Annotated in this window: 21 protein-coding genes and 1 pseudogene; 13 read left to right on the forward strand and 9 right to left on the reverse strand. The window is 72.8% G+C overall.

Features of this window, described 5'->3' with window-relative positions:
• The first annotated feature begins 51 nt into the window (after positions 1 to 51).
• From AB0K80_RS03635 to AB0K80_RS03645, 3 genes are all read left to right on the forward strand, one after another.
• A complete protein-coding gene (locus tag AB0K80_RS03635) occupies positions 52 to 675 on the forward strand; it encodes a hypothetical protein (RefSeq protein WP_365665413.1) in 624 nt (207 codons plus the stop codon).
• A 156-nt stretch (positions 676 to 831) separates the two neighbouring features.
• A complete protein-coding gene (locus AB0K80_RS03640; protein WP_365665415.1) occupies positions 832 to 3,792 on the forward strand; it encodes a BTAD domain-containing putative transcriptional regulator in 2,961 nt (986 codons plus the stop codon).
• Positions 3,793 to 4,004: 212 nt separating this feature from the next.
• On the forward strand, positions 4,005 to 4,181 hold the full coding sequence (locus AB0K80_RS03645; protein WP_365665417.1) for a hypothetical protein: 177 nt from the start codon (positions 4,005 to 4,007) through the stop codon (positions 4,179 to 4,181).
• 136 nt (positions 4,182 to 4,317) lie between these two features.
• Here AB0K80_RS03645 and AB0K80_RS03650 read toward each other — a convergent pair whose 3' ends face one another.
• Positions 4,318 to 4,725 carry a nitroreductase/quinone reductase family protein gene (locus tag AB0K80_RS03650; RefSeq protein ID WP_365665419.1) on the reverse strand — a complete coding sequence of 136 codons (408 nt, stop codon included), beginning with the start codon at positions 4,723 to 4,725 and terminating at the stop codon, positions 4,318 to 4,320.
• Between the two features lie 96 nt (positions 4,726 to 4,821).
• On the opposite strand from AB0K80_RS03650, the gene AB0K80_RS03655 reads away from it, so the two are divergent.
• Positions 4,822 to 5,649: an endonuclease/exonuclease/phosphatase family protein gene (locus AB0K80_RS03655; protein WP_365665421.1), complete on the forward strand. Its 828-nt coding sequence runs from the start codon at positions 4,822 to 4,824 to the stop codon at positions 5,647 to 5,649.
• A 26-nt stretch (positions 5,650 to 5,675) separates the two neighbouring features.
• The gene (locus AB0K80_RS03660) at positions 5,676 to 6,023 is read left to right on the forward strand and encodes a protease inhibitor I42 family protein (protein ID WP_365665423.1); all 348 of its coding nucleotides are present in this window, start codon (positions 5,676 to 5,678) and stop codon (positions 6,021 to 6,023) included.
• Here AB0K80_RS03660 and AB0K80_RS03665 read toward each other — a convergent pair.
• A complete protein-coding gene (locus AB0K80_RS03665; protein WP_365665425.1) occupies positions 6,020 to 7,528 on the reverse strand; it encodes a CehA/McbA family metallohydrolase in 1,509 nt (502 codons plus the stop codon). The two genes, AB0K80_RS03660 and AB0K80_RS03665, sit on opposite strands and share 4 nt — an antisense overlap.
• 79 nt (positions 7,529 to 7,607) lie before the next feature.
• Between AB0K80_RS03665 and AB0K80_RS03670 the strand changes: the two genes are divergently transcribed.
• From AB0K80_RS03670 to AB0K80_RS03680, 3 genes are all read left to right on the forward strand, one after another.
• A complete protein-coding gene (locus AB0K80_RS03670; RefSeq protein WP_365665427.1) occupies positions 7,608 to 8,117 on the forward strand; it encodes a hypothetical protein in 510 nt (169 codons plus the stop codon).
• Positions 8,118 to 8,188: 71 nt separating this feature from the next.
• Positions 8,189 to 10,774, forward strand: a complete 2,586-nt coding sequence (locus AB0K80_RS03675; protein ID WP_365665429.1) for a bifunctional FO biosynthesis protein CofGH — start codon at positions 8,189 to 8,191, stop codon at positions 10,772 to 10,774.
• Between the two features lie 81 nt (positions 10,775 to 10,855).
• Positions 10,856 to 11,422: a hypothetical protein gene (locus AB0K80_RS03680; RefSeq protein ID WP_365665431.1), complete on the forward strand. Its 567-nt coding sequence runs from the start codon at positions 10,856 to 10,858 to the stop codon at positions 11,420 to 11,422.
• 45 nt (positions 11,423 to 11,467) lie between these two features.
• On the opposite strand, the gene AB0K80_RS03685 is transcribed toward AB0K80_RS03680, so the two are convergent.
• From AB0K80_RS03685 to AB0K80_RS03695, 3 genes and pseudogenes are all read right to left on the reverse strand, one after another.
• Positions 11,468 to 11,977, reverse strand: a complete 510-nt coding sequence (locus tag AB0K80_RS03685; protein WP_365665433.1) for a DUF2165 domain-containing protein — start codon at positions 11,975 to 11,977, stop codon at positions 11,468 to 11,470.
• Positions 11,978 to 12,052: 75 nt separating this feature from the next.
• Entirely contained in the window at positions 12,053 to 12,385 is a 333-nt protein-coding gene (locus tag AB0K80_RS03690) for a hypothetical protein (RefSeq protein WP_365665435.1), read from the reverse strand.
• A gap of 207 nt (positions 12,386 to 12,592) precedes the next feature.
• Positions 12,593 to 12,748: pseudogene (locus AB0K80_RS03695) on the reverse strand (transcriptional regulator); the annotation flags it as partial.
• Here AB0K80_RS03695 and AB0K80_RS03700 point away from each other — a divergent pair.
• The 4 genes from AB0K80_RS03700 to AB0K80_RS03715 all read left to right on the forward strand — a co-directional run bounded on the left by AB0K80_RS03700 (position 12,678) and on the right by AB0K80_RS03715 (position 15,597).
• Positions 12,678 to 13,025 (forward strand): hypothetical protein, encoded by a 348-nt coding sequence (locus AB0K80_RS03700; protein WP_365665868.1) that lies wholly within the window; start codon positions 12,678 to 12,680, stop codon positions 13,023 to 13,025. The pseudogene AB0K80_RS03695 and the gene AB0K80_RS03700 sit on opposite strands and share 71 nt — an antisense overlap.
• A 138-nt stretch (positions 13,026 to 13,163) precedes the next feature.
• Positions 13,164 to 13,997, forward strand: coding sequence for a helix-turn-helix domain-containing protein (locus AB0K80_RS03705; protein ID WP_365665437.1), 834 nt, complete (start codon positions 13,164 to 13,166; stop codon positions 13,995 to 13,997).
• A gap of 89 nt (positions 13,998 to 14,086) precedes the next feature.
• On the forward strand, positions 14,087 to 14,263 hold the full coding sequence (locus AB0K80_RS03710) for a hypothetical protein (RefSeq protein ID WP_365665438.1): 177 nt from the start codon (positions 14,087 to 14,089) through the stop codon (positions 14,261 to 14,263).
• Positions 14,264 to 14,478: 215 nt separating this feature from the next.
• Positions 14,479 to 15,597, forward strand: a complete 1,119-nt coding sequence (locus tag AB0K80_RS03715; RefSeq protein WP_365665440.1) for an ADP-ribosylglycohydrolase family protein — start codon at positions 14,479 to 14,481, stop codon at positions 15,595 to 15,597.
• Positions 15,598 to 15,635: 38 nt separating this feature from the next.
• Here AB0K80_RS03715 and AB0K80_RS03720 read toward each other — a convergent pair whose 3' ends face one another.
• From AB0K80_RS03720 to AB0K80_RS03735, 4 genes are all read right to left on the reverse strand, one after another.
• Positions 15,636 to 17,198, reverse strand: coding sequence for a sodium:solute symporter family protein (locus AB0K80_RS03720; RefSeq protein ID WP_365665441.1), 1,563 nt, complete (start codon positions 17,196 to 17,198; stop codon positions 15,636 to 15,638).
• A gap of 122 nt (positions 17,199 to 17,320) precedes the next feature.
• Positions 17,321 to 19,303 (reverse strand): bifunctional glycosyltransferase 87/phosphatase PAP2 family protein, encoded by a 1,983-nt coding sequence (locus tag AB0K80_RS03725; RefSeq protein ID WP_365665443.1) that lies wholly within the window; start codon positions 19,301 to 19,303, stop codon positions 17,321 to 17,323.
• Positions 19,304 to 19,384: 81 nt separating this feature from the next.
• Positions 19,385 to 20,065 carry a ribosome-inactivating family protein gene (locus AB0K80_RS03730; RefSeq protein ID WP_365665445.1) on the reverse strand — a complete coding sequence of 227 codons (681 nt, stop codon included), beginning with the start codon at positions 20,063 to 20,065 and terminating at the stop codon, positions 19,385 to 19,387.
• A 100-nt stretch (positions 20,066 to 20,165) separates the two neighbouring features.
• Positions 20,166 to 23,894 (reverse strand): helix-turn-helix domain-containing protein, encoded by a 3,729-nt coding sequence (locus AB0K80_RS03735; protein WP_365665447.1) that lies wholly within the window; start codon positions 23,892 to 23,894, stop codon positions 20,166 to 20,168.
• Between the two features lie 301 nt (positions 23,895 to 24,195).
• Here AB0K80_RS03735 and AB0K80_RS03740 point away from each other — a divergent pair, with 301 nt between their 5' ends.
• Positions 24,196 to 25,908, forward strand: a complete 1,713-nt coding sequence (locus AB0K80_RS03740) for a hypothetical protein (protein WP_365665848.1) — start codon at positions 24,196 to 24,198, stop codon at positions 25,906 to 25,908.
• The last annotated feature ends 68 nt before the right edge of the window (positions 25,909 to 25,976 follow it).

Below are 25,976 nucleotides of genomic sequence, written 5' to 3' on the forward strand. Positions count from 1 at the left end.
GGCGCGCCACACGAGGACGACCACCAGGACGACCACTCACATGGGGGAATCATGACCATCCGCGTCCGCGGCACCCGCACGACCCTGACAGCCCTGGCCGCCCTGACGGCCGGCACGGCCCTGGCCCTGACCGCGGTCCCGGCGTCGGCGGCGACCGCCACCGGCTCGCCCCGCTTCCTCGAGCCGGGGCAGCTGCCCCCGCACCCCGCCTCCGCCTGGTACGCGGGTGAGGTCACCGCCGGGCAGCCCGACCCGCTGCCGATGTGCGTCGGCGAGGCCCTGCCGTCCATCTCCCTGCACCGCCAGTACTGGACGGAGTACGACACCAGCGCGCTGCAGGTCACCGTGGTGGAGCGGAACGAGCAGCGGGCCAAGGCCTTCGCGGCGCTGCTGCGCAAGGACCTCGCCGCGTGCGCGAAGAACCTGATGAAGCAGTACCCGGACGTCAAGGCGACCCAGAAGTACTACGGCAAGCTGAAGGTCGAGGAGGGCGCTCACGTCTACGGCGTCCACACCGAGAGCGCGTGGGGCGCCTCCGACATCAACCTGCTGTCGGTGGGCCGGGACGGGCGGACCGTGACCTTCGTGAAGTGGGGCCAGATGGGCACGTTCCGGCACGCCCAGGTCGCCGACTTCAAGAAGACGACGGTGACGGCCGTCAACCGGCTGTACTGAACCGCCCGTTCCTCCTGGGGAGGCGGAAGTGTGGGGAGGACGTGGGGACCGTGTGGCCGCCCGTGTGCCCCGCTGTGATCGGTGTCTCCGACGGCTGACGCACATGCCATGAACAAGGCAAACTGGCGTAGTTGCTCGGAGGCCTAGGGGGACTGCATGGACGGTGTACCGCGGCGCGTACCGGAGCAGCGGCGTTCCGGCACCTCGGCCGCGGCCGAGGTGCCGGCGCTGCGCTTCGGCGTGCTCGGGCCGGTGCGCGCCTGGTGCGGCGACGAGCCGCTCCCGACCGGCTCTCCCCAGCAACGCGCCCTGCTGGCGGCCCTGTTGCTGCGTGAGGGCCGTACGGCCACGGCGGCGGAGCTGATCGACGCGCTGTGGGGCGAGGAACCGCCCTCGCAGGCCCTGGCGGCGGTCCGGACGTATGCCTCCCGGCTGCGGAAGGTGCTGGCTTCCGGCGTCCTGGTCAGCGAATCCGGCGGGTACGCGATCCGCGGCCTCGGTGAGGGCGCCCTGGACCTCGCGGTCGCCCAGGACCTGGCGACGGAGGCGGACAAGGCCCGCTCGGCCGGGGACCTGTGCCACGCCCGGGACGTGCTGCGGCGCGCCCTGGCCCTGTGGGACGGGGAGGCGCTGGCGGGCGTACCGGGCCCGTACGCCGAGGCGCAGCGGGCCCGCCTGGAGGAGTGGCGCCTGCAACTGCTGGAGTCCTGCCTGGAGATGGACCTGGAGCAGGGCTGTCACGCGGAGGCGGTCAGCGAGCTGACGGCGCTGACGGCCGCGCATCCGCTGCGGGAGCGGCTGCGGGAGCTGCTGATGCTGGCGCTGTACCGCAGCGGACGGCAGGCCGAGGCCCTGGCGGTGTACGCCGACACCCGGCAGTTGCTGGCGGAGGAGCTCGGGGTGGACCCGAGCCCGGACCTGAAGGACCTCCAGCAGCGGATCCTGCGCGCGGACCCGGGCCTGGCGGAGCCCCCGTCCCCGGCGCCGGAGCCGGCCGCGGCCCCGGTGCGCCCGGCACAACTGCCCGCCACCGTCCCCGACTTCACGGGCCGTACGGCCTTCGTGCGTGAGCTGAGCGAGGTCCTGGCGTCCTCGGAGGGCCGGGTGATGGCGGTGTCGGCGGTGGCCGGCATCGGCGGCGTGGGCAAGACCACCCTGGCGGTGCACGTGGCCCACCAGGCGCGCGCGGCGTTCCCGGACGGGCAGCTGTACGTCGACCTGCAGGGCGCCGGACCGCGGGCGGCGGAGCCGGAGACCGTGCTGGGCGCGTTCCTGCGGGCGCTCGGCACGGCCGACTCGGCCATCCCGGACTCCCTGGAGGAGCGGGCCGCGCTGTACCGCTCGGTGCTGGACGGCCGCCGGGTGCTGGTGCTGCTGGACAACGCGCGTGACGCCGCCCAGGTGCGGCCGTTGCTGCCGGGCACGGACGGCTGCGCGGCACTGGTCACCTCCCGGGTGCGGATGGTGGACCTGGCGGGAGCCCACCTGGTCGACCTGGACGTGATGGCGCCGGACGAGGCGCTGGCGCTGTTCACGAAGATCGTGGGCGAGGAGCGGGTGGCCGCGGAGCGCGAGGCGGCCCTGGACGTGGTCGCGGCCTGCGGCTTCCTGCCGCTGGCGATCCGTATCGCGGCCTGCCGCCTGGCGGCCCGCCGTACGTGGACGGTGTCGGTGCTGGCGGCGAAGCTGGCGGACGAACGCCGCCGCCTGGACGAGCTCCAGGCCGGCGATCTCGCGGTGAAGGCCACCTTCGAGCTGGGCTACGGACAGCTGGAGCCCGCCCAGGCGCGGGCGTTCCGGCTGCTGGGGCTGGCGGACGGCCCGGACATCTCGCTGGCGGCGGCCGCGGCGGTCCTGGACCTGCCCGTGGAGGAGACGGAGGACCTGCTGGAGTCCCTCGTGGACACGTCGCTGCTGGAGTCGGCGGCTCCCGGCCGCTACCGCTTCCACGATCTGGTGCGGCTCTACGCGCGTGCGTGCGCGGAGAGGGACGAACTGCCGCCGAGCGAGCGGGAGCAGGCGGTGTCGCGGTTGCTGGACTTCTACCTGGCGACCGCGGCCGGGGTGTACGCGATGGAGCGGCCCGGGGACCGCGCGGTGGACCACCTGGAGGCCACCCGGCATCCGGGCCTCACCTTCACCGACCACCGCGAGGCGCTCGACTGGCTCTACTCCGAGGCGAACTGCCTGCTGGCCTGCGTCCGGCAGTCCGTCTCCCCCGGGAACCTGCGCAAGGCCGTGGACCTGCTGCTCGCGGCGAAGGACCTCGCCGAGTCGGGGGCCAACGCCCACCAGTTCGGTACGGCCGCGTCGGTCGTGCGGGACGCCGCGGCCGCCGCGGGCGACGCCCGCGCGGAAGGGCGGGCACGCACCACCCTGGCCCAGGTCCACAACACGGCGGGGCGGTTCGCCGACGCCGAGGAGGAGGCGCACCAGGCCGTCCTGCTCGCCGCGCGCGCCGACGACCCGTGGCTCGACTGCCACGCCTACAACGAGCGCGGCATCGTCGCCATCTACCACAACGACCACGCCGAGGCGGAGCGGCACCTGCGCCGGAGCATCGACGCCTTCCGGGCCGACAGCAACCGGCCGGGCGAGGCCAGCGCCCTGTGCAACCTCTCCCGGGTGCACCTCGCCCTGGGGCAGGTGAACAGCGCGGTGCGGCTCGCCAGGGCCGGGGTGGAGATCTACCGGCAGATGGGCCTCACCCTGCGCCTGGCCAACGGCAGTTACGCCCTGGGGCTCGCCCTGGCGGAGGCCGCCCAGCCGGAGGCGGCCGAGGCCCGTCTGTCGGAGGCGCTCGTCATCTTCCGGGACAGCCGCCAGCGGCTGTGGGAGGGCATGACGCTGTTCCGTCTCGCCCAGGTCGACCTCACGGCACGGCGGCCCGCCCGGGCGGCGGCGCACGCCGAGGCGGCGCTGAACGTCCTGCGGGGCATCGGCGGGCCGTGGCGGCGCGGCAACGTCCTGACGGTCCTGGGCCGGGCCCTGGCCGCGGTCGGCCAGGCCGGGCGGGCCCGGGTGTGCTGGGAGGAGGCCGCCCAGATCTTCGAGGAGCTGGGGTCCCCGGAGATCGCCGAGGTGCGCCGCCTCATGGCGCCCACCCGGGCCGCCTGAGGCGGTCCGCGCGTTCATCGTTCGTTTATCGCGCCCCGCCATGCTTTCCGTAGTCGATCCGTCGCGTCGGGGGGCAGACGGGTCACCGCACAGGGCCGCGCACCCACGCACCGGGGTGAGCGGCCCGTCCGGCCCGTTCGGCCACCCTCGGGGGAGTGGCCGAACGGGCCCCTACGGCCCAGGAACACGCCTCACAGCAAGGGAGTCACGGCATGAGCGACGCACAGCAGACCGGGAAGGCCACCCCGCAGGACAGCCACGTCACCGGCGGCGAGGCGGCCACGGCGGAGGAGATCACCCCCCAGGACAGCCATGTCACCGGCGGTGAGGCGGCCACGGAGGAGATCACCACGCAGGACAGCCACGTCACCGGGGGCGACCCTCGCTGACATCCACGACGGGGGAGATCGGCCGCGGCGGCGCGGAGGGGGAGCCGCCGCGGCCGACGCCGTTCCGCCACGGCTCCGCCGCCCCACGCCGAGGCTCCGGCCGCCCGGGCCGGCCGGTCGGCAAGCGGCAGGCGCCTCACGCGTGTGGGTCGGGCGGGTCCAGGTCCACCCGTACCGTCAGCAGGCCCGTCCCCAACGCCCTGACCCCGGCGCTGTTGAGCCGGGGCAGGCGGCGCAGGCGGGCGACCGGATCGTCGTCCGGGAGCAGGTGGGCCGTGCCCGTGTGCCACCGCCCCCGGATCCGCACCCGGACCCGGGGGTCCGCCTTGATGTTGCGCACGTACTGCGCGCGCTCCCCGAACTCCGACACCAGCCAGAACGCGTCCCCGACGCGCCGCCCGCCCACCGGCGTCCGGCGGGGCAGCCCCGAGACCCGGCCGGTGGTCTCCAGGACCGTCTGGAGGGGAAGACGGCGCATCACCGGGTTGACCCGGCGCTGGAAGGCCGTGGCGGCGCGGAACCTCAGGTCGGCGAGAGGGGACATCGTCGGGTACTCCTTCGCACCGGGTACTCACCGTTTCTCCAACAGTTCTTGATTCAATGGTCGGCGACGCGGCGCGAGGAGAGCGGGTGGCTGCGGATGCGGGTGGTGACGTGGAACCTGTGGTGGCGCTTCGGCCCCTGGGAGGCACGGCAGAAAGCGATCCTCACGGCCCTGCGGGAGCTGCGCCCCGACGTGGTCGGCCTGCAGGAGGTGTGGGCCGCCGACGGCGAGAACCTCGCCGAGTGGCTGGCCGGTGAGCTCGGCCTGCACTGGACCTGGGCGGCCTCGCCGGCCCCGCAGCGCTGGCGGAACAGGATCGGCGGCGCCGAGGTCGACATAGGCAACGCCGTGCTCAGCAGATGGCCCGTCGCGGACCAGCACGTCCTGCCGCTGCCCGCCCCGGCGGACATGGACGACGGCCGGCTCGCCCTGTACGCCCGCCTCGCCCACCCCACCTGCGAGGTCGCCTTCTTCACCGCCCACCTCTCCTCACCCCTGCACGCCTCGGCGGTGCGCTGCCGCCAGGTCGCCGAGCTCGCCGGGTTCGTCGCCCGGCACCGCGGCGGCACCCCCTTCCCGCCCGTCGTCACCGGCGACTTCAACGCCTGGCCGGACTCCGACGAGATCCGCCTCCTGGGCGGCTACCGGGCCGCGCCCCCCGTGCCCGGCCAGGTCCTCTTCGACGCCTGGCAGTACGCGGACCCGGCCGCCCCCTCCGCCACCTGGGACCCGGCCAACCCGTACGTGGCCCCCTCCGGGGAGCCGCCGGTGCGCATCGACTACGTTCACGTGGGCCCGCCCGGCCCCGGCGGCCTCGGCCGCGTCCTGGGCGTACGGCGGGCCTGCGACGGCCCGGTGGAGGGCGTGTGGCCCTCGGACCACGCGGCGGTGGTGGCCGACCTGGCGGACGGCACGGCCCCGTGAGAGCGACGGCGGCAAGACGGGGGACAGTGGACGCGACGAGACGTACGACGAGGCGAACACCAACACGTACGACGGCCGCCTCCTGGCGCGGAACAGCCGTAGCCGCCGCCCTGCTCGCCCTCACCACGGCCTGCGGGAGGGCCGGGGACGCGTACCACGCCCGCCCCGGCACCGAGGGCCTGGTCGGCGCCGGCGGCAGCCGCGTCTTCACCTTCGAGGCGGTGGCCGCGGGCCGTACCCGTGTGGTGCTCCTGCACTGCCCTGTGTACGTGTGCAGCGGCGGCCCGGCGTCCCCCGCCCCCGCCACGACCGCCCCGGCCGCCCGCCCCGCCGCCGAGCGCGTCACCTACACCGTCACCGTGGACGCGGACTAGGCCCGCCCGAGGAAGACCGGGTTGGTGAACGCGGCCAGCGCCCCGGGCAGCGGCCCCACCGCCGTCTCGTGCCGCACCTCGGCCCGTACGTACGCGGCGTACGAGGGCGTCGTACGCCACTCCACCACCCCCGCCCCGGTCACCGGCAGGGGTGCGCTGGTGTGCAGGACGCCCTGGTCGGTCACGAAGCGCACGGTGCAGCGCGGGGCGCCGGAGACCTCCAGGCGGACCGTGACGGGGGTGTCCCGGCCGGCCTCCAGGCGTTCGCCGACGCCGGCCCGCCGGCCCCGTCCGCCGCTCGCCGTGAAGGACAGCGACACGTGCCGCGACTCGGCGACGTACGAGCGGCCCGCGCGGATGCCCTCCAGGATCGCCTCCCGCGTCAGGTCGTCGGCCAGCACCACCGTCTGCGGCAGCCCGACCACGTCCGGATCGCGGTGGGCGTCGCTGTTGCCCATCGCCGGGATCCAGGACCGGGAGCCCGAGCGCACCGAGGCGACCAGCATGCTGTCCCAGTCGGCGAGCGCCACCTCGTCCTCGGGCGAGTAGGCCCCGTTCCACACCTCCACCGCGTCGGCCTCGCCGAAGCCGAACTTCCAGTTGCAGCCGACGCAGGTGGCGTGCGGGTGGGCGGGCACGACCAGGCCGCCCGCACGGCGGATCTGCCGGGCGAACCGGCCGAAGCGGTGGTCGCGGGCCCGGTACCGCCAGTCGACGAACGTGCCCGGGTCGGTGCCGAGGGCGACCACGTGCCCGTTGCGCGTGGTGACCTCCTCGCCCAGCAGCACCAGCAGGTCGTCACCGGCCACGTCGGCCCAGTGGGCGTGCGCGGAGTGGGTGTTGTGCTCGGAGCTGTTGATGAAGTCCAGCCCCGCCGCCCGGGCCAGCGCCGCGAGCTCGGCGGGCGTGCGGCGGCCGTCGGAGTACCAGGAGTGCAGGTGGCAGTCGCCCCGGTACCAGGCCCGGCCCCGCCCCTCGGCCCGCTCGGGCGGATACACCGGCTCGCGGACCTCGCCGGGCTCCCCGTACGTCAGCGTGATCGTGATCTCGTACGGCAGTCCCTGCGGGGCGACCGTGTACGGCCCGAGCGCGAGGTGCCAGGTGCCCTCCCGGACCGGGCCCGGGAGGTAGCCCGGGGTCGCGTCGTCGGCCCGGAGGAAGAACTCGCTGCGCGCCCCGCCCGACCAGCCGCGGAAGCCCCGGCCGCCGAGCTCGGTGCCGCGCTCGTCGAAGACGCCGATGTCGAGGGCGTTGCCCGTCGTCCCGGCGGGGACGGACGGCTTGTCGTAGGTGTAGGCGACCCTGATCTCCCGTACCCCGGAGGGGACTTCGACAGGCAGGTACACGAAGTCGGGGGAGCCGGGCGGCAGGGTGCCGCGCACGGTCCTCGTCTCCTGCTCCCGTCCGGCCGCCTCGGCGAAGCTCACGCTTCCCAACGTAAGCGCGGCGGCGGCACCCGTCACGAACAGCGCGCGTCTGCCGATTGCTGTGTCGTCGTCAGCCATGCCCGCCACTGTCGCCCGTGGGTGTGAACTGTCAAGAACGGGAAGGAAATCGGCGAGAGCCGGGGGAGTGGGAGGCGCCATGGCGAGCGAGGTTCCGGACAGATTCCACTACAGCATCACGCACACGTACGTCGCACGGCACGTCGGTGACAGCACCCGGAGCGCGACGCTGGTCAACCAGGGGGTGGGCAGCCTCGGCCGGTTCGCCGACCGGCCGAACGAGACGACCGAGCGCTGCGAGCACTGCGAGGCGCAGCTGCAGGTGGTGCTGCGCTCCACGGCCGACGTACGGCAGCGGCGGCGCCTGCACGCCGTGTTGTGCCCGGTGTGGGCCCTGCTGGCCGTGCTGACCGGCTGGGGGTTCTTCCGCGTGGGCGGCGCGGAAAGCACCCTGGACGACGGCGCCTACCTGTTCGGCTTCTACTTCAACGCGACCGCGGCCCTCCTCACCGGCTACTTGACCCTGCGCAGCCTGGTCCTCACGCGGTGCTTCGACACGCCGGAGGTCACCAGGACCGACGGCAAGGAGCCCTACGGCGTCCACCACGGCTGGCGCCCGCCGCGGGACCGGATCGCCCCTCGGGCCTGACCCCGGGGCGTTGCCCGCTGCCCCGCGGGCCGTCCCGTGGGCGCTGGTCAGCCCGACCGTATGCTCGAAGGATGACGACTTCCGCGACCTCCGGAACCGGCCCCACCGAGAACTCCCTGCGTCGCGCCCTCAAACGCGCCCGGGACGGCGTCTCCCTCGACGTCGGCGAGGCGGCGGTCCTGCTCCAGGCCCGTGGTGAGCACCTCGACGCCCTCACGGCCGTGGCCGCCCGGGTGCGCGACGCGGGTCTGGAGGCGGCGGGCCGTCCCGGCGTCATCACGTACTCGAAGAGCGTCTTCATCCCGCTGACCCGGCTGTGCCGGGACAAGTGCCACTACTGCACCTTCGCCACCGTCCCCGGAAAGCTGCGCCGCGCCGGGCACGGCATGTTCATGTCCCCCGACGAGGTGCTGGACATCGCCCGCAAGGGCGCCGCCCTCGGCTGCAAGGAAGCCCTCATCACCCTCGGTGACAAGCCCGAGGACCGCTGGCCCGAGGCGCGCGAGTGGCTCGACGCGCACGGCTACGACGACACCCTCGCCTACGTCCGGGCCGTCTCCATCCGCATCCTGGAGGAGACCGGTCTGCTGCCCCACCTCAACCCGGGCGTGCTGACCTGGACCGACTTCCAGCGCCTGAAGCCCGTCGCCCCGTCCATGGGCATGATGCTGGAGACCACGGCGACCCGCCTGTGGTCCGAGCCCGGCGGCCCGCACTACGGCTCCCCCGACAAGGAGCCCGCCGTACGCCTGCGCGTGCTGGAGGACGCCGGCCGCTCCTCCGTCCCCTTCACCTCGGGCCTGCTGATAGGCATCGGCGAGACGTACGAGGAGCGCGCCGAGTCCCTCTTCGCGCTGCGGAAGATCTCCCGCGCGTACCACGGCATCCAGGAACTCATCATCCAGAACTTCCGGGCGAAACCGGACACGGCGATGCGGGGCATGCCGGACGCGGAACTCGACGACCTGGTCGCCACGGTGGCCGTGGCCCGCCTGCTCATGGGCCCGTCGGCCTGCCTCCAGGCACCCCCGAACCTGGTCGACGCCGAGTACGAGCGCCTGATCCGGGCCGGCATCGACGACTGGGGCGGCGTCTCCCCGCTGACCATCGACCACGTCAACCCCGAGCGCCCCTGGCCGCAGATCGAGGAACTCGCGGCCAGGTCGGCCGCCGCCGGCTTCGCACTCCGCGAACGCCTGTGCGTCTACCCCGAGTTCGTGCAGCGCGGCGAGCCCTGGCTGGACCCCCGGCTGCGCCCGCACGTGACGGCCCTGGCCGACCCGGCCACAGGCCTGGCCCGCCCGGACGCGGTCGTCGAGGGCCGCCCCTGGCAGGAGCCGGAGGAGGTCTTCGTCGCGACCGGCCGCACCGACCTGCACGCCTCCATCGACACCGAGGGCCGCACATCGGACCGCCGGGACGACTTCGACGCGGTGTACGGCGACTGGGACGCCCTGCGCGAGGCGGCCGCCCCCGGGATGGTGCCCGAGCGGATCGACACCGACGTACGCCAGGCGCTGCGGGTGGCGGCCGACGACCCGACGAAGCTGACCGACGACGAGGCTCTCGCCCTGCTGCACGCCGACGGCCCGGCGCTGGACGCCCTGTGCCGGATCGCCGACGACGTCCGCAAGTCGGCGGTGGGTGAGGAGGTGACGTACATCGTCACCCGCAACATCAACTTCACCAACGTCTGTTACACCGGCTGCCGCTTCTGCGCCTTCGCCCAGCGCCGCACGGACGCCGACGCCTACACCCTGTCCCTGGAGCAGGTCGCCGACCGGGCCCAGCAGGCCTGGGAGGTGGGCGCGGTGGAGGTGTGCATGCAGGGCGGCATCCACCCGGACCTGCCCGGCACGGCCTACTTCGACATCGCCAAGGCGGTGAAGGACCGGGTCCCCGGGATGCACGTGCACGCCTTCTCGCCGATGGAGGTCGTCAACGGCGCCACCCGCACGGGCATGTCCGTCCGCGAGTGGCTGACGGCGGCGAAGGAGGCCGGCCTGGACACCATCCCCGGCACGGCCGCCGAGATCCTCGACGACGAGGTCCGCTGGATCCTGACCAAGGGCAAGCTGCCCGCGGCCACCTGGATCGAGGTCATCACCACCGCCCACGAACTCGGCATCCGCTCCTCCTCGACGATGATGTACGGCCACGTGGACCAGCCCCGGCACTGGCTGGGCCACTTCCGGACCCTGGCCAGCATCCAGCAGCGGACCGGCGGCTTCACCGAGTTCGTCACCCTGCCGTTCGTGCACACCAACGCCCCGGTGTACCTGGCCGGCATCGCCCGCCCCGGCCCCACCCTGCGGGACAACCGCGCGGTCACGGCGATGGCCCGCCTCCTCCTGCACCCCTGGATCCCCAACATCCAGACGAGCTGGGTCAAACTCGGCACCGAGGGGGCGGCCGAGATGCTCCGCTCCGGCGCGAACGACCTGGGCGGCACCCTCATGGAGGAGACGATCTCCCGCATGGCGGGCTCCTCCTACGGCTCCTACAAGTCGGTCCGCGACCTGATCGCGGTGGCGGAGGCGGCCGGCCGCCCGGCCAGGCCGCGCACCACCCTGTACGGCGAGGTCCCGGAGGAACGGCAGCGGGCGGCCCAGGCTTCCGACGGGCACCTGCCGGAGCTGCTGCCGGTGCTGGACTGAGACGAGGGCGCGATACGGGGATCGGTACGATGATCCGACCCCCGTATCGCTCGGTACGAGGGCCGGAGACTGAGGAGATGCGTGCCCGTGCCTGCCCGAATTCCCTCGTGGGCCTGGGTGACCGGACTGACCGTGGGGGCGGTCGCGGCCGTGGCCGTCCTCGCCGTTCAGGCGGACCAGGGGCCGCACCCGACCGCGACGGCGGCCCGGCCGAGCAGTTCGGCGTCGCCCAGCGCGCGGCCGACGCCCACGGAGTCGGCCCCGGCGGCGGTGCCGGACGGCTCCGGCACGGGCCGGCGCATCGTCTACTCACTCGGGCAGAAGCGGGTCTGGCTGGTCGACGCGAGCGACGCCACACGCCGTACGTTCGCCGTCTGGCCGGGCACGGTCGCCCCTGACCCGGGCACGTACGCGGTGTCCATGCGCAGGGAGGCCACGACCGGCTCCGACGGCGTCCAGATCGAGCACGTCCTGTACTTCACCGCGAAGAACGGCATCTCCATCGCCTTCTCCAACGAGGTGAACGGCGCCTCACCGCCCCCGCCGGCCTCGGGCACGCAAACGGGCGGCATCCGCATGCCCAAGCCGGACGGCTCGGCCCTGTGGGCCTTCGGCACGACGGGCACGTCGGTGGTGGTGGTCAAGTAGCCGGGACCTGGCAGGGGCTGTTCGGTGCGGCGCTGCGGCACCGCCTCAGGGCGTGTCTGCCTGGCGGGTCTGCCCGGACGGCAGGTGGTTGACGAGCAGGACGATGCCGCTGAAGACGAAGACGCGGGTCGCTGCGTCCAGGCCGTTCCAGGTCTTGGACTGCCACATCGAGAACCACTCGCCGCCGATCGCGATGAACCCGGCGCCGAACAGCAGCATGACCATCAGCAGGCCGTAGGTGGCGAACCGGCGGGCGCGGGCCTGGTCGCGCCGGGCCCACAGGTACGTGCCGTAGATCAGCACCAGCGCGGCGACGGTCTCCCACACGATGATCGCGACGTACGCGGCGTCCTGCAGCCCTGTGCTGGTGATCGCCCGCCACATCAGGTCCTCGTCCTTGAACGTCGTGTCCATCGCCAGCACATGCCGCACGAACTGCTGGTTGGTCCCGAAGTCGGTGATGTTCCCGAAGGCGACCAGGGCCATGTACAGGGCGACGGACGCGGTGAGGAGGGTGGCGGTGAGGTGGAGGGTGCGGGGGGTGGTCGTGGTCATGCCGAATATTGTGCCCGGGCGCACGGCCGCAAAGCCCGGAACTCCCCTCCCGCGTACGGGGATTGAGGCGCTGTCTCAGGGCGTGATGCGCCACGCCACCATGCCCGCCGAGTCCTTCACTCCCTCGACGTCGATGGCCAGGCGCCCCCGCTTCCCGGTGATGCGCTGGCGGTCGGTCGCCCCGTCGCAGGCGGCCTCCCGGGAGGACTGTCCCTGGACCACGATCCGGACGGCGCCCTTCCCGGCGCAGGCCACCACGAGGTGGTAGGACTTGCCTTGTTCCAGCTCCGGCCGCGTGTGGATGCCCTCCGTGACGCGCTCCAGCCCTGACTCGACGAAACGGTCGTCGTCCTCGTCGGCGGCGCCGACCGCGGCGGTCGCCCGGTCCCCCAGTTTCTTCTCGTCCACCTTCTTCGATACGTCCGGCCCGTCGTGCCGTGTGGGGCGCGAGGGGGGTGCCGGCGGCTCGTCGGTGGAACATCCGCTCAGCAGCAGGGACGCCAGGCAGCAGGAGAGTAAGCCCGCGCGAAGACCCACGCCCTTACGCCTCACGGCCGGCGGCGAACGTCACGAAGCGCGCCCAGGTGGCGTTCGTGAACTGCAGCGGAGTGGTGGTCATGTCTCTTCTCCCAGCACTGTTTTGATAAAGGTCAGCGACTCGCGCGGCGAGAGGGCTTGCGCCCGGATCATGCCATAGCGCATGTCCAGAGTCTGGACCTCTTTCGGCTCGCTGATCACCCGGTCGTACAGCTGGCCCTCCGAGTGCCCCAGCATCGCCGTCGCCCAGGGCGACCGGATCCCGCAGGTCCAGGACCCGGTGACGGACGAGCGGGAAACGGGGCCGGGACTGCGGATCGTGGCGGCGTACGCGGACCGCTGGGGCGTGGACGCGGCACCGGCCACCGGCAAGACGGTCTGGGCCGAACTCGCCCTCGCCCACCGGATCGCGGGAGGCCACGCCCCGGCTCGGCGCGACGCCAAAGACCAAAGAACCGGGGAAAGAACCGAACCCACCCCCGCCGCCCCCGTCGATCACCCGCAGGGGTGAACATCGCCAACTCGGCTGGCGCGGAGGGCGTTTCGTGGTGCAGCGTCAGCCGCAACAACCCCACACATGCATCGGCCCCCGCCGGGACTGCCATCCCAGTGCGAGGGCCTGATCACCGAGGAAGAAAAGGCCTTCCCGATGACTGACAAGCAGCGTAGCGCGCCCGCGCGCGCCTCGTCCGGCCGTTCCGCCGGTGGCGTCGAGCACGTCAACGAGCCCCACACCGACAACTTCGTCGTGGTCGGAAACCACCTCGCCCAGCACCCGGAGCTGTTCCTGACGGCGATCGGGCTGGCGGTGCACATCCAGTCGCTGCCCGCGGGGACGCCCATCGGCATCAAGGCCCTCGCCGGGAAGTTCCCCGAGGGGGAGATCCGGATCGCCGCGGCCCTGCGGGAGCTGGAGTCCCACGGATACCTGGCACGCCCCAAGGAGCGTCTTCAATCGGGCCGAGTCGTGACCCGGACGATCTCCTACAACAGGCCGCGCCTCGCGGTGACCAGGGCTGCCGCTGCGACTCCGGCTGCGGAGCCTGATCCGCGGCGACCGGCAGCGGCACCCGCGGCGGCAGTGGCTGCGGCACCCGCCCGGCACGCGTCCGCCGCCACCGACCTCCTCGCCGGCCTGCGCGCCTTGGACTCCCGCCTGCTGCTCACCGAACGGGAGGTGCACCGGCTGGCCCCGGCGGTCACGGCCTGGCTGGACCGGGGCGTGCCCGCCACGGCCGTACAGCGCACCCTGACGACCGGCCTGCCCCAGGACCCCATCCGCCACCCGGCGGCCCTCCTGGCACACCGCCTCACCGCCGACCTGCCCCCGCACCTGCCGGCCGCCCCGCCCCCCGCCCCGCCACGGACCCGCCCCGACCCCCTCCAGACCTGCGACGGCTGCGACCGCGCCTTCCGCGCCCCCGAGCCGGGCCGCTGCCGCGACTGCCGTACGGGCGACCAGCCAGCGCGGGAGGTGGCGTAGCGGGCCGGTACCGTACGAGGAGCGAACCACCAGCACCGGAGGTCACCGTAAGGGCTCAGAGCGACGGCCCGTACGGACCGCTCATCCCCATGCCTGAGCTGACTCCGGACGCGTTGCGAGACGCGGTTGCCCGAATCGCGCGGGCCGCGCGCCTGCAGGAGCTGGAGCGCATTGTGGACGCCGGCGAACAAGAACCGTCCGAGGCCCTCGCCGAGATCCATGCGATCCGGGAGGCCGCGGAGGCGGAGGCAGAGGCAGGGCTGTGACCGACTGGTCCTGCGACTACAACCCGATCAGCTTCCTGGCCGTGCCACGCCACGAGTGCGTCCACGTCTGCAGCATCACCTGGTACGGCTGACAACCGGCCATTCCGACACCCCACCCACACCCCACCCCCACTCCACTCCGCTAACCCCCCGCCCCCGTTCGATTACAGTGCTGGACTGTCGTACGGACGGACGGTGCCCCTGGGGAGGACTAGGTGAGTGCGACCGCTGGTGCCGTCTGGGGGCGTACCGAGCAGCAGGACTTCCGCAGCCGGGTGCGGGGGACGTTGCTCGGGGTGGCCGTGGGGGACGCGCTGGGGGCGCCCGTCGACGGGCTGGACCTCCAGGGGATCCGGGAGGTGTACGGCGTCGAGGGGCTGGTGGACCTGGTCCCGGCGTACGGCAGACGCGGTGCCGTCACCCACCTCACGCAGCTGACGCTGTTCTCCGTGGACGGACTGATCCGCGCCCAGGTGCGCAGGGACACCGGCGCCTGGCACCCGCCGACCGACCTGCACCGGGCGTACCTGCGCTGGGCGGCGACCCAGCGGGACTGGGGGCCCGACGAGCGGCGCAAGGAGGACGGGTGGCTGGCCCGGGAGGAGTGGCTGTACGCGCGGCGGGACCCCACGCGTGCGCTGCTGCTGGGGCTCGGCGACGCGACGATGGGCACGCTGGACGCGCCCAAGAACCCGGGGGAGCAGGGGCCCGAGGCCGCCGCCCGCTCCGCGCCCTTCGGGCTGCTGGTCGGCTGGGAGCCGCAGCTGGTCGTCCAGCTCGCCGTGGAGTGCGCGGCGCAGACCCACGGGCATCCCACGGCGTACCTCGCGGCGGGCGCGTACGCCGTGATCGTGCACGCGCTCGCCCGGGGCGACAGTCTCGACGGGGCCGTACAGCGGGCGCTGGCGCTGATGGCCGCCCGGCCGGGGCACCAGCCGGTGTCCGACGCGTTGCAGCACGCGCTGGGAGCCGTACGGCAGGGGATACCGGCACCCGAGCGGGTGGCGGGGCTGCTCGGCGCCGGTACGGCGGAGGGGGCCGTGGCCGCCGCGGTGTACTGCGCGCTGGTGGGGGAGGACGTCCGGCACGGGCTGCGGCTCGCCGTCAACCACGACGGGCCCTCGGCCGTGACGGGCTCCCTGACCGGGGGCCTGCTCGGCGCTCTGCACGGCGAGACGGCCCTCCCGCCGGCCTGGCTGGCCGAACTGGAGGGCCGCCCGACGATCCTGGAACTGGCCGACGACTTCGCGATGGAGATGACCCAGGGGCCCGCGCTGCACGGCCCGGCGGGCTCGTCACCGGCTTGGCTGGCCCGGTACCCGCGCGGTGCCTGACCAGCCGTCAGCCCGTCAGCCCGTCAGCCCGCCAGTCTTCAGTCCTTCACGGGCGTACGCACGCCGCCCCCCGCCGGCGCGGGAACCGCCGCTGCCGTCGCTCCGTCCCCGTCCGTGTTGATCTTCTCGATGATCGCCAGCCGCTCCGGGGTGTCCTCCGGCTTGATGAAGCCGACCAGGATGTACAGCAGCAGGGAGACCGCCAGCGGGATCGACACCTGGTACTGGAGTGGTACGCCGCCGTCGATGTTCCAGTGGATGGGGTAGTTCACCAGCCAGAAGGCCAGCAGGCCCATCGACCAGCTCGTCAGGGCCGCCGTCGGGCCGGAGCGGCGGAACGGGCGCAGCAGGCCCAGCATCATCGGGATGGCCATAGGGCCCATCAGGCCGGCGACCCACTTGATGACGACCGTGATGATGTCGTGGAAGGCGGGGGAGTTGACCTGGGTCGCCGCCGCCATGGACAGGCCCAGGAAGACGACCGTCGCGATCCGGGCCACGCGCAGGCCCTGGCCCTGGCTCCACGCCCGCGCCCTGCGCCACACCACCGGGGCGCAGTCCCGGGTGAACACCGCCGCGATGGCGTTGGCGTCGGAGGAGCACATGGCCATCGTGTGCGAGAAGAAGCCGACGATGACCAGGCCCAGCAGGCCGTGCGGCAGCAGCTGCTCGGTCATCAGCGCGTAGGAGTCGGAGCCGTCCGGCTTCTGCGACTCGACCAGCAGCGGCGACATCCACATGGGGAAGAACAGCACCAGCGGCCAGACCAGCCACAGGATCGCCGACAGCCGGGCCGAGCGCTCGGCCTCACGGGCGTTGGGCGTGGCCATGTAGCGCTGGGCCTGGTTGAGCATGCCGCCGTTGTACTCGAAGAGCTTGATGAACAGGAACGCCAGCAGGAACACCGTGCCGTACGGGCCGACCAGCGGTTTGTCGTGGCCCTGCAGCTCGGGGGAGTCCCAGACGCCGAAGAAGCCGCCGTGGTCGTCCAGGCGTACCGCCACCGCGAGGAACATCGCGACGCCGGCCAGCAACTGGATGACGAACTGGCCGAGTTCGGTCAGCGCGTCGGCCCACAGGCCGCCGATCGTGCAGTAGACCGCCGTGATGCCGCCGGTGATGAGGATGCCCTGGTTGAGGGAGATGCCGGTGAACACGGACAACAGGGTGGCGATCGCGGCCCACTTCGCGCCCACGTCCACGATCTTCAGCAGCATGCCCGACCAGGCCAGCGCCTGCTGGGTCTTCAGGTCGTAACGGTTCTTCAGGTACTCCAGCGGGGAGGCCACATGGAGGCGGGAGCGCAGCCGGTTGATGCGCGGCGCGAACAGCTTCGACCCGATGGCGATACCCAGGGCGATGGGGAAGGACCAGGTCACGAAGGAGGTGACGCCGTAGGTGTACGCGATGCCCGCGTAGCCCGTGAACATCACCGCGCTGTAGCCCGACATGTGGTGCGAGATGCCGGACAGCCACCAGGGCATCTTGCCGCCGGCCGTGAAGAAGTCGCTGACGTTGTCCACCCGCTTGTGCGACCAGACGCCGATCGCGACCATCACGGCGAAGTAGCCGATGAGCACGGCCCAGTCGAGACCGTTCATGTCTCCCCTTCCAGGGTGCGCCGCCAGGGTCAGGCATGTGAACTCTGAGTTTGGTGGCATGCCCACGGCAAGCGCACGGAAGGTCAAGAGAACGCAAAAATGTTCTGCTTGATGACTTGGGTTTATATACGTGAACGTCTTGCCGTGGCTGAAAAAGTGCGGTGACGCGGGACCTCCCCGTCCGTCCTCTCGCCGTTCTTCCCGGGCTGCGCCCGAGGGCCCGTCAGGACGTGGGTGAGGGCGAAGCCGGCGCCGACGACCGCGGCGCCGCCGGCCGCGTCGAGGATCCAGTGGTTGCCGGTCGCGACGATCGCCGCGAGCGTGAACGTCGGGTGCAGCAGGCCGACGGCCTTCATCCACCCTCTGCGGGCGACGATCGCGACGGTGAGCCCGCACCATAGGGACCAGCCGAAGTGCAGGGACGGCATCGCCGCGTACTGGTTGGTCAGCTCGGTCAGCCGGCCGTAGTCCGGCCTGGCGAAGTCCTGGACGCCGTGGATGGTGTCGATGATGCCGAGGCCCGGCGTCAGGCGGGGCGGCGCCAGCGGGTAGAAGAAGAAGCCGACGAGCGCGAGGGCCGTGGTGAGGCCGATGGCGGTGCGGGCCCAGCGGTAGTCGGCGGGGCGTCGCCAGTACAGGACGCCGAGGACCGTCAGCGGTACGACGAAGTGGAACGAGGTGTAGTAGAAGTCGAAGAAGTGCCGCAGCCAGCCGATCCGGACCACCGCGTGGTTGACCCAGTGCTCGATGTCGAGGAACAGGGCCCGCTCGATCGCGAGGATCTGCCGGGCGTGCTCCTCGGCGGTGGCCCGGCTTCCGGCGGCCTCCAGGCGGGTGCGCTGGTAGGCGGCGTACGTGACGCGTATCAGCAGCAGTTCGAGCAGCAGGTTCGGCCGGGTGGCGACCCGGCGCAGCAGCGGGACCCGGCCCCAGCGGGTCTCGGCCCTGGGGGCGTACTCGGTGGGGACCGGGTTCCGGTAGTACGCCGAGGTACGCGACAGGAACGGCACCACGAGGGCCGAGGCGAGCGCGGCCAGCAGGACGACGTTGTCGCGCAGCGGGTGCAGGACGTCGATGTTCGGCACCAGCATCGTCGCGGGCAGCGTCGTCACCAGCACGACGGCGACCGGCCACACAGGGCGCGACGAGGCCTTCGTGCCGACCCGGCCGACCGCCGCGAGCAGCACCCACAGCAGCTGGTGCTTCGCGGAGGTGGGCGAGACGACGACCACGACACAGCCGGTGATCGCCACAGCGAGCAGCAGCTGCCCGTCGCGCGCGTAGCGGATGGCGCGGCGCATGCCGAGCACGGCGACGGCGGTGCCCAGGGCGAGGAAGACCACGATCTCCACCGGGCCTTCGAGCCCGAGCCGCAGCAGCGCCCCGTGGAGCGACTGGTTGCCGAGGTCGTCCGCCCGGCCGCCGAGGCCCGTGCCCGCCAGATGGCGCACCCAGGAGGTGGACGAGTCGTGCGGCATCGCGGCCCAGGCGAGCGCGGTGGCGGCGGCGAAGGTGATCCCGGTGCTCGCGACGGCGCGTCGGCGGCCGGTGCACCACAGCAGCGGCAGGAACAGCAGCACGGTCGGCTGGAAGGCGGCGGCGACTCCCAGCAAGACTCCGCTGGTGCGCTCCCCCCGTACCGCGCAGCAGCCCGCGAGGACGAGCAGGACGGGGATGATGCCGGTCTGGCCCAGAGGGAGCGTGGTGCGCATCGGCAGCGACAGCATCAGCAGGGTGACCGCGACGGGCGCCGCCAGCAGGGCGGTCCGGCGGGTGACGGGCTCCGGCAGGGCGCGCGCCACGACCAGGCCGAGGGCGACGACCAGCAGCGGAGTGCCGAAGGTCCAGCCCCAGCCGAGGACCTGTTCCGCCGCAGGCGGGACGCCGTCCGGGCCGGCCCAGGTCTCCAGGCCGGTCACCCGGTCGCCCCGGGGCGCGGTCAGCGCGACCGTGATCTGCCGGACCGCCAGCACCGCCGCGATCAGCCACAGCACGGCTCGAACCGTTGCCGGCCGGGCCACCGCCGCCCATGCCACACCGCCCGGACTGCTCTGCTCCACCTTCGCCACGCCCTGTCGTCCCTCCCACCCCGCTCGCCGGCCCATGAAAGGGCTGGCACCGTCCTTGTCGTGAGGCACGGGCAATCCCGCTTCACTCAGTGCTCACATGACCGACCGGACGACTCTTCAGGTGCGCATCAGGCCGACCTGCTGTGCGGTGACGAAGACGTCGGACCCGTTGTCCATGCCGCTCGCGATGCGGTCGGCGACGGGGCGGAACCGGGAGGCCCCGGTGATGGCGATGCTGTAGCGCAGAATGCCGCGCGCCTGAGCGGTGCGGTCGGTGCCGCGGATGCCGAGGTCCCAGAGGCTGTCCTCGAGGCCGGACCGGCTCAGATTGACGGCGGTCAGCGCCTGGTCCGCGACGCGGGCGAGGGCGTCGTAGCCCTCCTTGCCGAGGAACCAGTCGTCGTCGCCGGCGTCGTCCTGGTGGGGGACGTCCGAGGTGAGGTTCAGGGCGAAGTCGTGTGAGGTGCCGCTGGAGGAGAACCGCACGACGGTGAAGTCGCTGAGCCGTACGGTCGCATGCACCGTGGGGGCCTGGTTGTCGCTGCTGATCACAAGGTCGGCGAAACCCGGGCTCTCCGTGCTGTCGGAGGCTTCAGCGAGGTCCCGCAACTGGCCGAGCATGGTCAGGTAGGCGCCCGAACCGCGGTCGATGTGCCAGCGGAGCCGGGGCAGGTCGATCTGCTGCGCAGGGGCCGGCTCCGTCGAGTCCGGCCTGCGGCTGTCCACCCAGTGCAAGACGATCACCAGGAATCCGAGAAGGACGGACAAGGCGACCGCGGCCAGGACGCTGGTGGGCAAGGTGTGCTCCGGACTGTTCGACGTGCAGCGATGTCACGACCGACGCTCACAGCCGGAAAGTTGTTTGGCAGCCCCCTCTTGCCACCGCGGACAATCCCGGTCAGGGGCAGACCCGCCGGTACGGCCGTTCCGGTATGTAGGTGCGCCACTGCGCCCGGGTCAGCTCCCTGTTCCCGGCACGCGCGCAGACAAGGGAGACCGCTCGGTCAGGATCCACGACGTACCGCTGGAGCGGGACGTGCTCGCCGCCCGCGTACAGCAGGGTGCTGTCCGGGCTGAAGGCGAGGGTGTCGATGCTGCCACCGGGGGTGGGCAGAGGCTGACCGAGCGGTTGCCGGGTCGCGATGTCCCAGAGCTGTACGGTGCCCGCGTCGCCGCCCATGGCGAGCGTGCTGCCGTCCGGACTGAAGGCGAGAGCCGTGATCGTCTCGGCTGAGTCGAAGGACGGATCGACGGGGGACAGGAAGACGTTCCTGAGGATGCCCGCTTGGTGCCGGAGGTCGCCGTCCCAGAGCGCCACCCGCCCTGTCCCGTCGCCGGCCGCGAGTCTGGAGCCGTCGGGAGCGAAGGCGATTTGCTCGATGCGGTCGCGCTGGACGAGGTCATGGGCCTGGGACCGGCCCGCTCGGACCACGCGGTTGTCGGTCACGAGGAGCCGGCCGTCCGGGCTGACGGCCAGATGATCACCTCCCGGACCCGGCAGGAGCGCCGTCCTCCGCCGCCGCAGGGTGTCCCATGTCTCGTTGACGTAGCCGTAGCCGTCGCCGGTCCCACGTGCGACGAGGAGCGAACGGCCGCCGGGTCCCAGGGCGATCGCGTCCGCAGGCCTCGCGGACACCGTCGCCAGGTCCACCGTGGTCTTCACACGTCCGGCGGTCACGTCCCACACCGTCAGACGCTGCGTCTCCGTGTCCCAGAGGGAGACGGAGACTCCGTACGCGAACATGCCTCCGTCGGGGCTGAAGGACAGCAAAGGCTCGGTGAGCTCCGGGGGGACCGTCGAGGCGCCGGTGCGGGCGGTGGGAAGGGGCGGGGCCGGCAGGGTGCGCAGCAGTCGGCCGTCGCGCGTGTTCCGCAACTGGAAGACGTAGCGGCCACCGATGCGCTCGGCGGTGGCGAGCGTCCTGCCGTCGGGGCTGAGCCGGACCCCGGCGAGCGGAGTCGTACGCCAGGCGCGCGTGAGCGTCGTGGTGAGGTCCAGGGTGTGGACCGTGCCCCCTTCCAGGTACCGCAGCAGGCGCCGCGAGGAGTCCCAGGCGAGGCCGGAGAGCGACTCGTTGGCCAGGGAGTGCCGGAAGACGGGGGCGCCGCGGCCGCGCAGACGCCACACTCTGATCTCCTGACTGCCGCCGGTCGCCAGAAAGGAGCCGTCCGCACTCACGACGGCGAAATCGGCACCCGGGTGGGTGATGCGGGTGAGCTCTCGTCCCGACCGGGTGTCCCATATACGCGCCTGGCGGCCCCCGGTGAAGGCGAGGAGCCGGCCGCTGTTGAGTTGGAGGCGGGTGTCGTCACCACAGAGGCCGCGAGCCCTCGTCCAGGCACCGGGCCGGACGCCGCGCGTGGCGGTGTCCCAGACCTGCGGCGCCCGGCCACGCGGGCAGACGGCCAGCAGCCGGTCGTCGTCGGCCACCGCGTGGACAACACCGCTCCTGTCGGCCGACGGGGTCCGGAAGACCAGATGGCCGTCGGTGAGGGAGTAAAGCCCAGCCCGGTCGTTCGTCGTCACCAGGTACGTGCGGCCACTCGCCCCGAAGGTCACGGTGTCCCTGAACGGCAGGGCGTCCCCGATCCAGCGCCTCGCCCGGGTGTCCCACAGCCGCTGGGTCTCCCGGGCGGTTCGGATGACGAGCACCCGGCCGTCCGGATCTACGTCGAGCAGATCCCCGTGAGGTACCGGCCCCGAGGCGATACGGCGCTGGGTGCCCACATCCCACCTCCGCCAGGTGGTGCCGCTGACGCTGAGCAGAGTGCGCCCGGAGATGTCCAGGAACCGTCCCGGGGTGTCACCGGGCGCCGGATCGGTGAAGGTGCCCAGTTCGGACTGGGCCAGCGCGCCCAGCAGGGCCCGACGGGACTCCGGCAGCGGAGAGAGCCGCCACGCGGCGACGCCGAGCAGCATCGCGGTGCGCGGGTCGGTGGTACGCAGCGCGTCGGCGACCGCGGCCACCCGGCGGGCCGCCGTGTCCGTGGTCTTGTGCTCGCTTTCCTGACGCAACCGCACGGCGGCCAGGCCGACGACCAGAGCCACCGCCAGCACGGCGCAGAGCGACGCCGTGAGCGTCCGGCTGCGGCGCCGGGCCCGGACGGCGGCCCGCTCCTCCGCCGCCCGTTGCTCCACCGCGGCGACCAGGAAGGCCCTCTCCTCGGACGTCAGACCGCCGTCACCACCGTCGTCGCCCGCGAACAGTTCCTCGGCCCGCGCCAGACGGGTGCCCCGGTAGAGCGTGCCCGGGTCGCGGTCGTGCTCCAGCCACGTGCGGGCGGCGTCGGTCAGCTGCCGGTGGTGGCGCAGCCGCTCCCGGTCCACGTCGATCCACTCGCGCAGCCGGGGCCAGCAGGTGATGAGCGCCTCGTGGGCCAGCTGCACCCCGTCGTCGTCGGTGGTCAGCAGCCGGGCCCGGATCAGCCGCCCGGCGACGGCTCGCACCTCGGGGTCCTCCCACCCGGCCATTTCCTCCCAGCTGAGCGGGCGGCGGGTGTCGGCGTTGCCCTGGCCGGGCTCGACCATCCGCAGGAACAGGTGCCGGGCGGCGTGCGCCTGCGCCGGTGAGAGCTCCCCGTACGCCTCCTCGGCACTGGCCGCGATCGCGCCGCGCACCCCGCCGGCCGCTTCGTACGCGGCGAGAGTCAGCATCCGTCCCTTGCGCCGCCGCCAGGTCTCCAGCAGGGCGTGGGACAGCATCGGCAGCCCGCCCGGCTCGTCGAGCACGTCCTCGACGATCCGCGCCGTCAGCGCCCGCTCCACGATGAGCCCGGCCGCCTGCGCGGGCCGGACCACCGCCTCGCGCAGTTCCTCCGCGGTCATGGACCTGACCAGCAGCCCGCTCCCGTGCAGCGCCTCCGCCAGGCGTGGATGCTCGGCGCACCGCGCGTAGAAGTCGGACCGTACGGCGATGAGCACCCGCAGCCGGCTGCCCGGATCACGCGCGGCGAGCAGAAGGTCGAGGAAGCGGTCCCGCTCGGCGCGCTCGCGGCACAGCGTGAAGACCTCCTCGAACTGATCCACCACCACCCAGCTCTCCGGATCGTCGGCTTCCGGGGTCAGCAGATGCCCGTAGGTGGTGGCGGGCCGGGCCCCCGGAGTGAGGATCCGAAGCACCGCCGCATGTCCCTGCTGCGCGATCTCCTCCTGCAGCCGGGGAATCAGACCGGCCCGCAGCAGGGAGGACTTGCCGCTGCCGGATGCCCCGAACACCACGGCGAACGGGCACCTGGACACCAGCTCGTTCAGCTCGTCGACCAGGGCGTCCCGTCCGAAGAACAGCTCACGGTCGTCCGGCTCGAAGCGCGCGAGGCCACGGTAGGGCGGTGCGGCGCCGGCCTCCTCCTGCCTCTCCTCCCCGGCCAGTGCCTCGGCCTCGGCCCACCGTGCCTCCCACGGAACGGGGTCGGCGCCGCAGGCCTGGACGTACGCCCGCAACACGGCCAGCGACGGCAGTCGCTCGCCGCTCGCGGCTTTCGCCAGGGTCGTCACCGAGAAGCCGGCCTTCTTCGCCATGGTCCGGTACGACAGGCCACCCGCCGAACGGCGCAGCTCCCGAAGATCATGGGCGAGTCGCTGTACCGGACCGGCCGCCGGGTCGACCGGTAGTTCGGGACGCCCCATCGGCGAAGCCTCTTTCGCGTACAAGCAGAACAGCTGTTCAGCAGCACAAGATACTTTTCGGTCCTCGCGGGCGAGAACCTTTCCGGCTGTGATGTCCCCCCAGGGGCCCCGGCCGCCGGCGGCGCAGGGGTCCTGTAGGCCAACTCTCGGCGGACGATTAGCGTCTACCTGAGTAGATCCCGAGCAGATTCCGAGCAGACGACCGAACAGACGACCGACGACCGAGCAGACACCCGTCCGCCCCGAGCCGAACGGAACAGCCGCAGTGGCCTACGCCGAGCTGACCCCCCACCGCCCCGCCCTGGGCGGCGACGAGCCCAGGCAGGTCCCTGAGCGGCCGTGGCACGAACGCCACCGCGTCCCGCTCACGGCGCTGCTCGTGGCCCTGCCGCTGTACTTCGTGTGGTGGGCGGTGTTCGCCACCGGCGGCGGCGACCTGGCGGCCCAGGTCGCGTGGGCCGAGTTCGCCCGGCTCTACCCGGACTCCGCCTACAACCTGTTCTGGTACGGCGGCGTCCACGCGGCCAACTACAGCGTGATCTCGCCCTACCTCATGGCCGCCCTCGGCGTGGTGGCCGTCACCATGCTGTCGGGGCTCGCGGCGTCCTGGCTGGCGGGCGCGGTCGTGCAGCGCACGGGAGTGCGCGCACCGGTGTGGCCCGCGCTGGCGGTGACGTTCTCGCTCTGGTGCCAGGTGGTGTCGGGCCGCTCGACGTTCATGCTCGGCACGGCCTTCGCGATGGCCGCCCTGCTCGCGGTGGTCAGCGGACGCGGCAGACGGAACATCGCCGTCGCCGCCGTGACCGCGACGCTGTCCACGCTGGGGAGCCCCGTCGCCGGGCTGTTCCTCCTCGTGGTCGGCGCCGCGTATCTGCTGACGAAGGAGTGGGGCCGGGCCGCCGCGCTGCTCGTGCCGCCGGTCGCCGTCGTCGCCACCACCACGCTGCTCTTCCCGTTCGAGGGCGAGCAGCCCATGCCGTTCCTGCGCATCTGGCCGCCGGTCCTGCTCAGCGCGGTGGTCGTGCTGGCCGCACCGCGCGCCTGGCGGGTGCTGCGGCTCGGCGCCGCGGTCTACGCGGTCGGCGTGGTGCTCTGCTACCTGATCTCCACCCCGGTCGGCACCAACGTGGAGCGGCTCACGGAGCTCGCCGCACCCGCCGCCCTGCTCGCCATCGCCATGCACCGCAAGGACGGCCGCCGGGGCCACGGCGGCGACCCGCTGTCCGACCGGCTCCCGCTGGCCTGGTTCACGCCCCGGCGGCGCCGGGTGGTCTGCGTGGTGGCCATGGTGCTGTCCCTGACCTGGCTGTCCGGCAAGACCATCGCCGACATCGTCACCAACACCAAGGTGCCCGAGTGGGCGGTCAAGACCGACGGGGTCGTCCAGGAGCTCAAGCGGCTGGGCGCCTGGAAGACCCGGGTCGAGGTCGTGCCCGCCCGCGACCACCGGGAGGCCGCGATCCTCGCGCCGTACATCAACATGGCGCGCGGCTGGAACCGCCAGGTCGACGTCGAGCGCGGCCGCCTCTTCTACGAGGGACACGGCGGTACGAAGGTGCCCGAGGGCGCCTTCACCTCCCAGGCCTACCGTGCCTGGCTCTCCGAGTGGGCGGTGGGCTTCGTCGTCCTGGTCAACGGCACCCCGGACGGCCCGGCCGAACTCGAGCACGCCCTGGTCTCCAGCGAGCCGGACTACCTGCAGAAGGTCTGGCAGGACGCCAACTGGAAGATATACCGCGTGAAGAACGCCACCCCGCTGGTCGACCGGCCCGCCTCCGTGGTCAGCGCCGACGGCGCCAACCTCGTCGTCCGCATGCCCCGGGCCGGTGCCGTCACCGTGCGGATCGCCTACTCGCCGTGGCTGTGGGCGGACAACGGCTGCCTGACCGCCGACGGCGAGTTCACCCGGCTGACCGTCCAGGAGGCGGGCGAGGTCCGGATCAGTTCCACGTACGGCGGTCCGTCCCGTACGACGCCGCTGGAGTGCGAGAAGGAACAGGCCGGGACGAAGTAGACCTGCGCAAGCGGAGAGGCCGGCCCCTGGGGGGCCGGCCTCTTTTCTTCTGCCCGGGTCAGCTGGTC

The sequence above is a fragment of the Streptomyces sp. NPDC052682 genome, from assembly GCF_040678435.1.
In the GTDB taxonomy this organism is placed as follows: domain Bacteria; phylum Actinomycetota; class Actinomycetes; order Streptomycetales; family Streptomycetaceae; genus Streptomyces.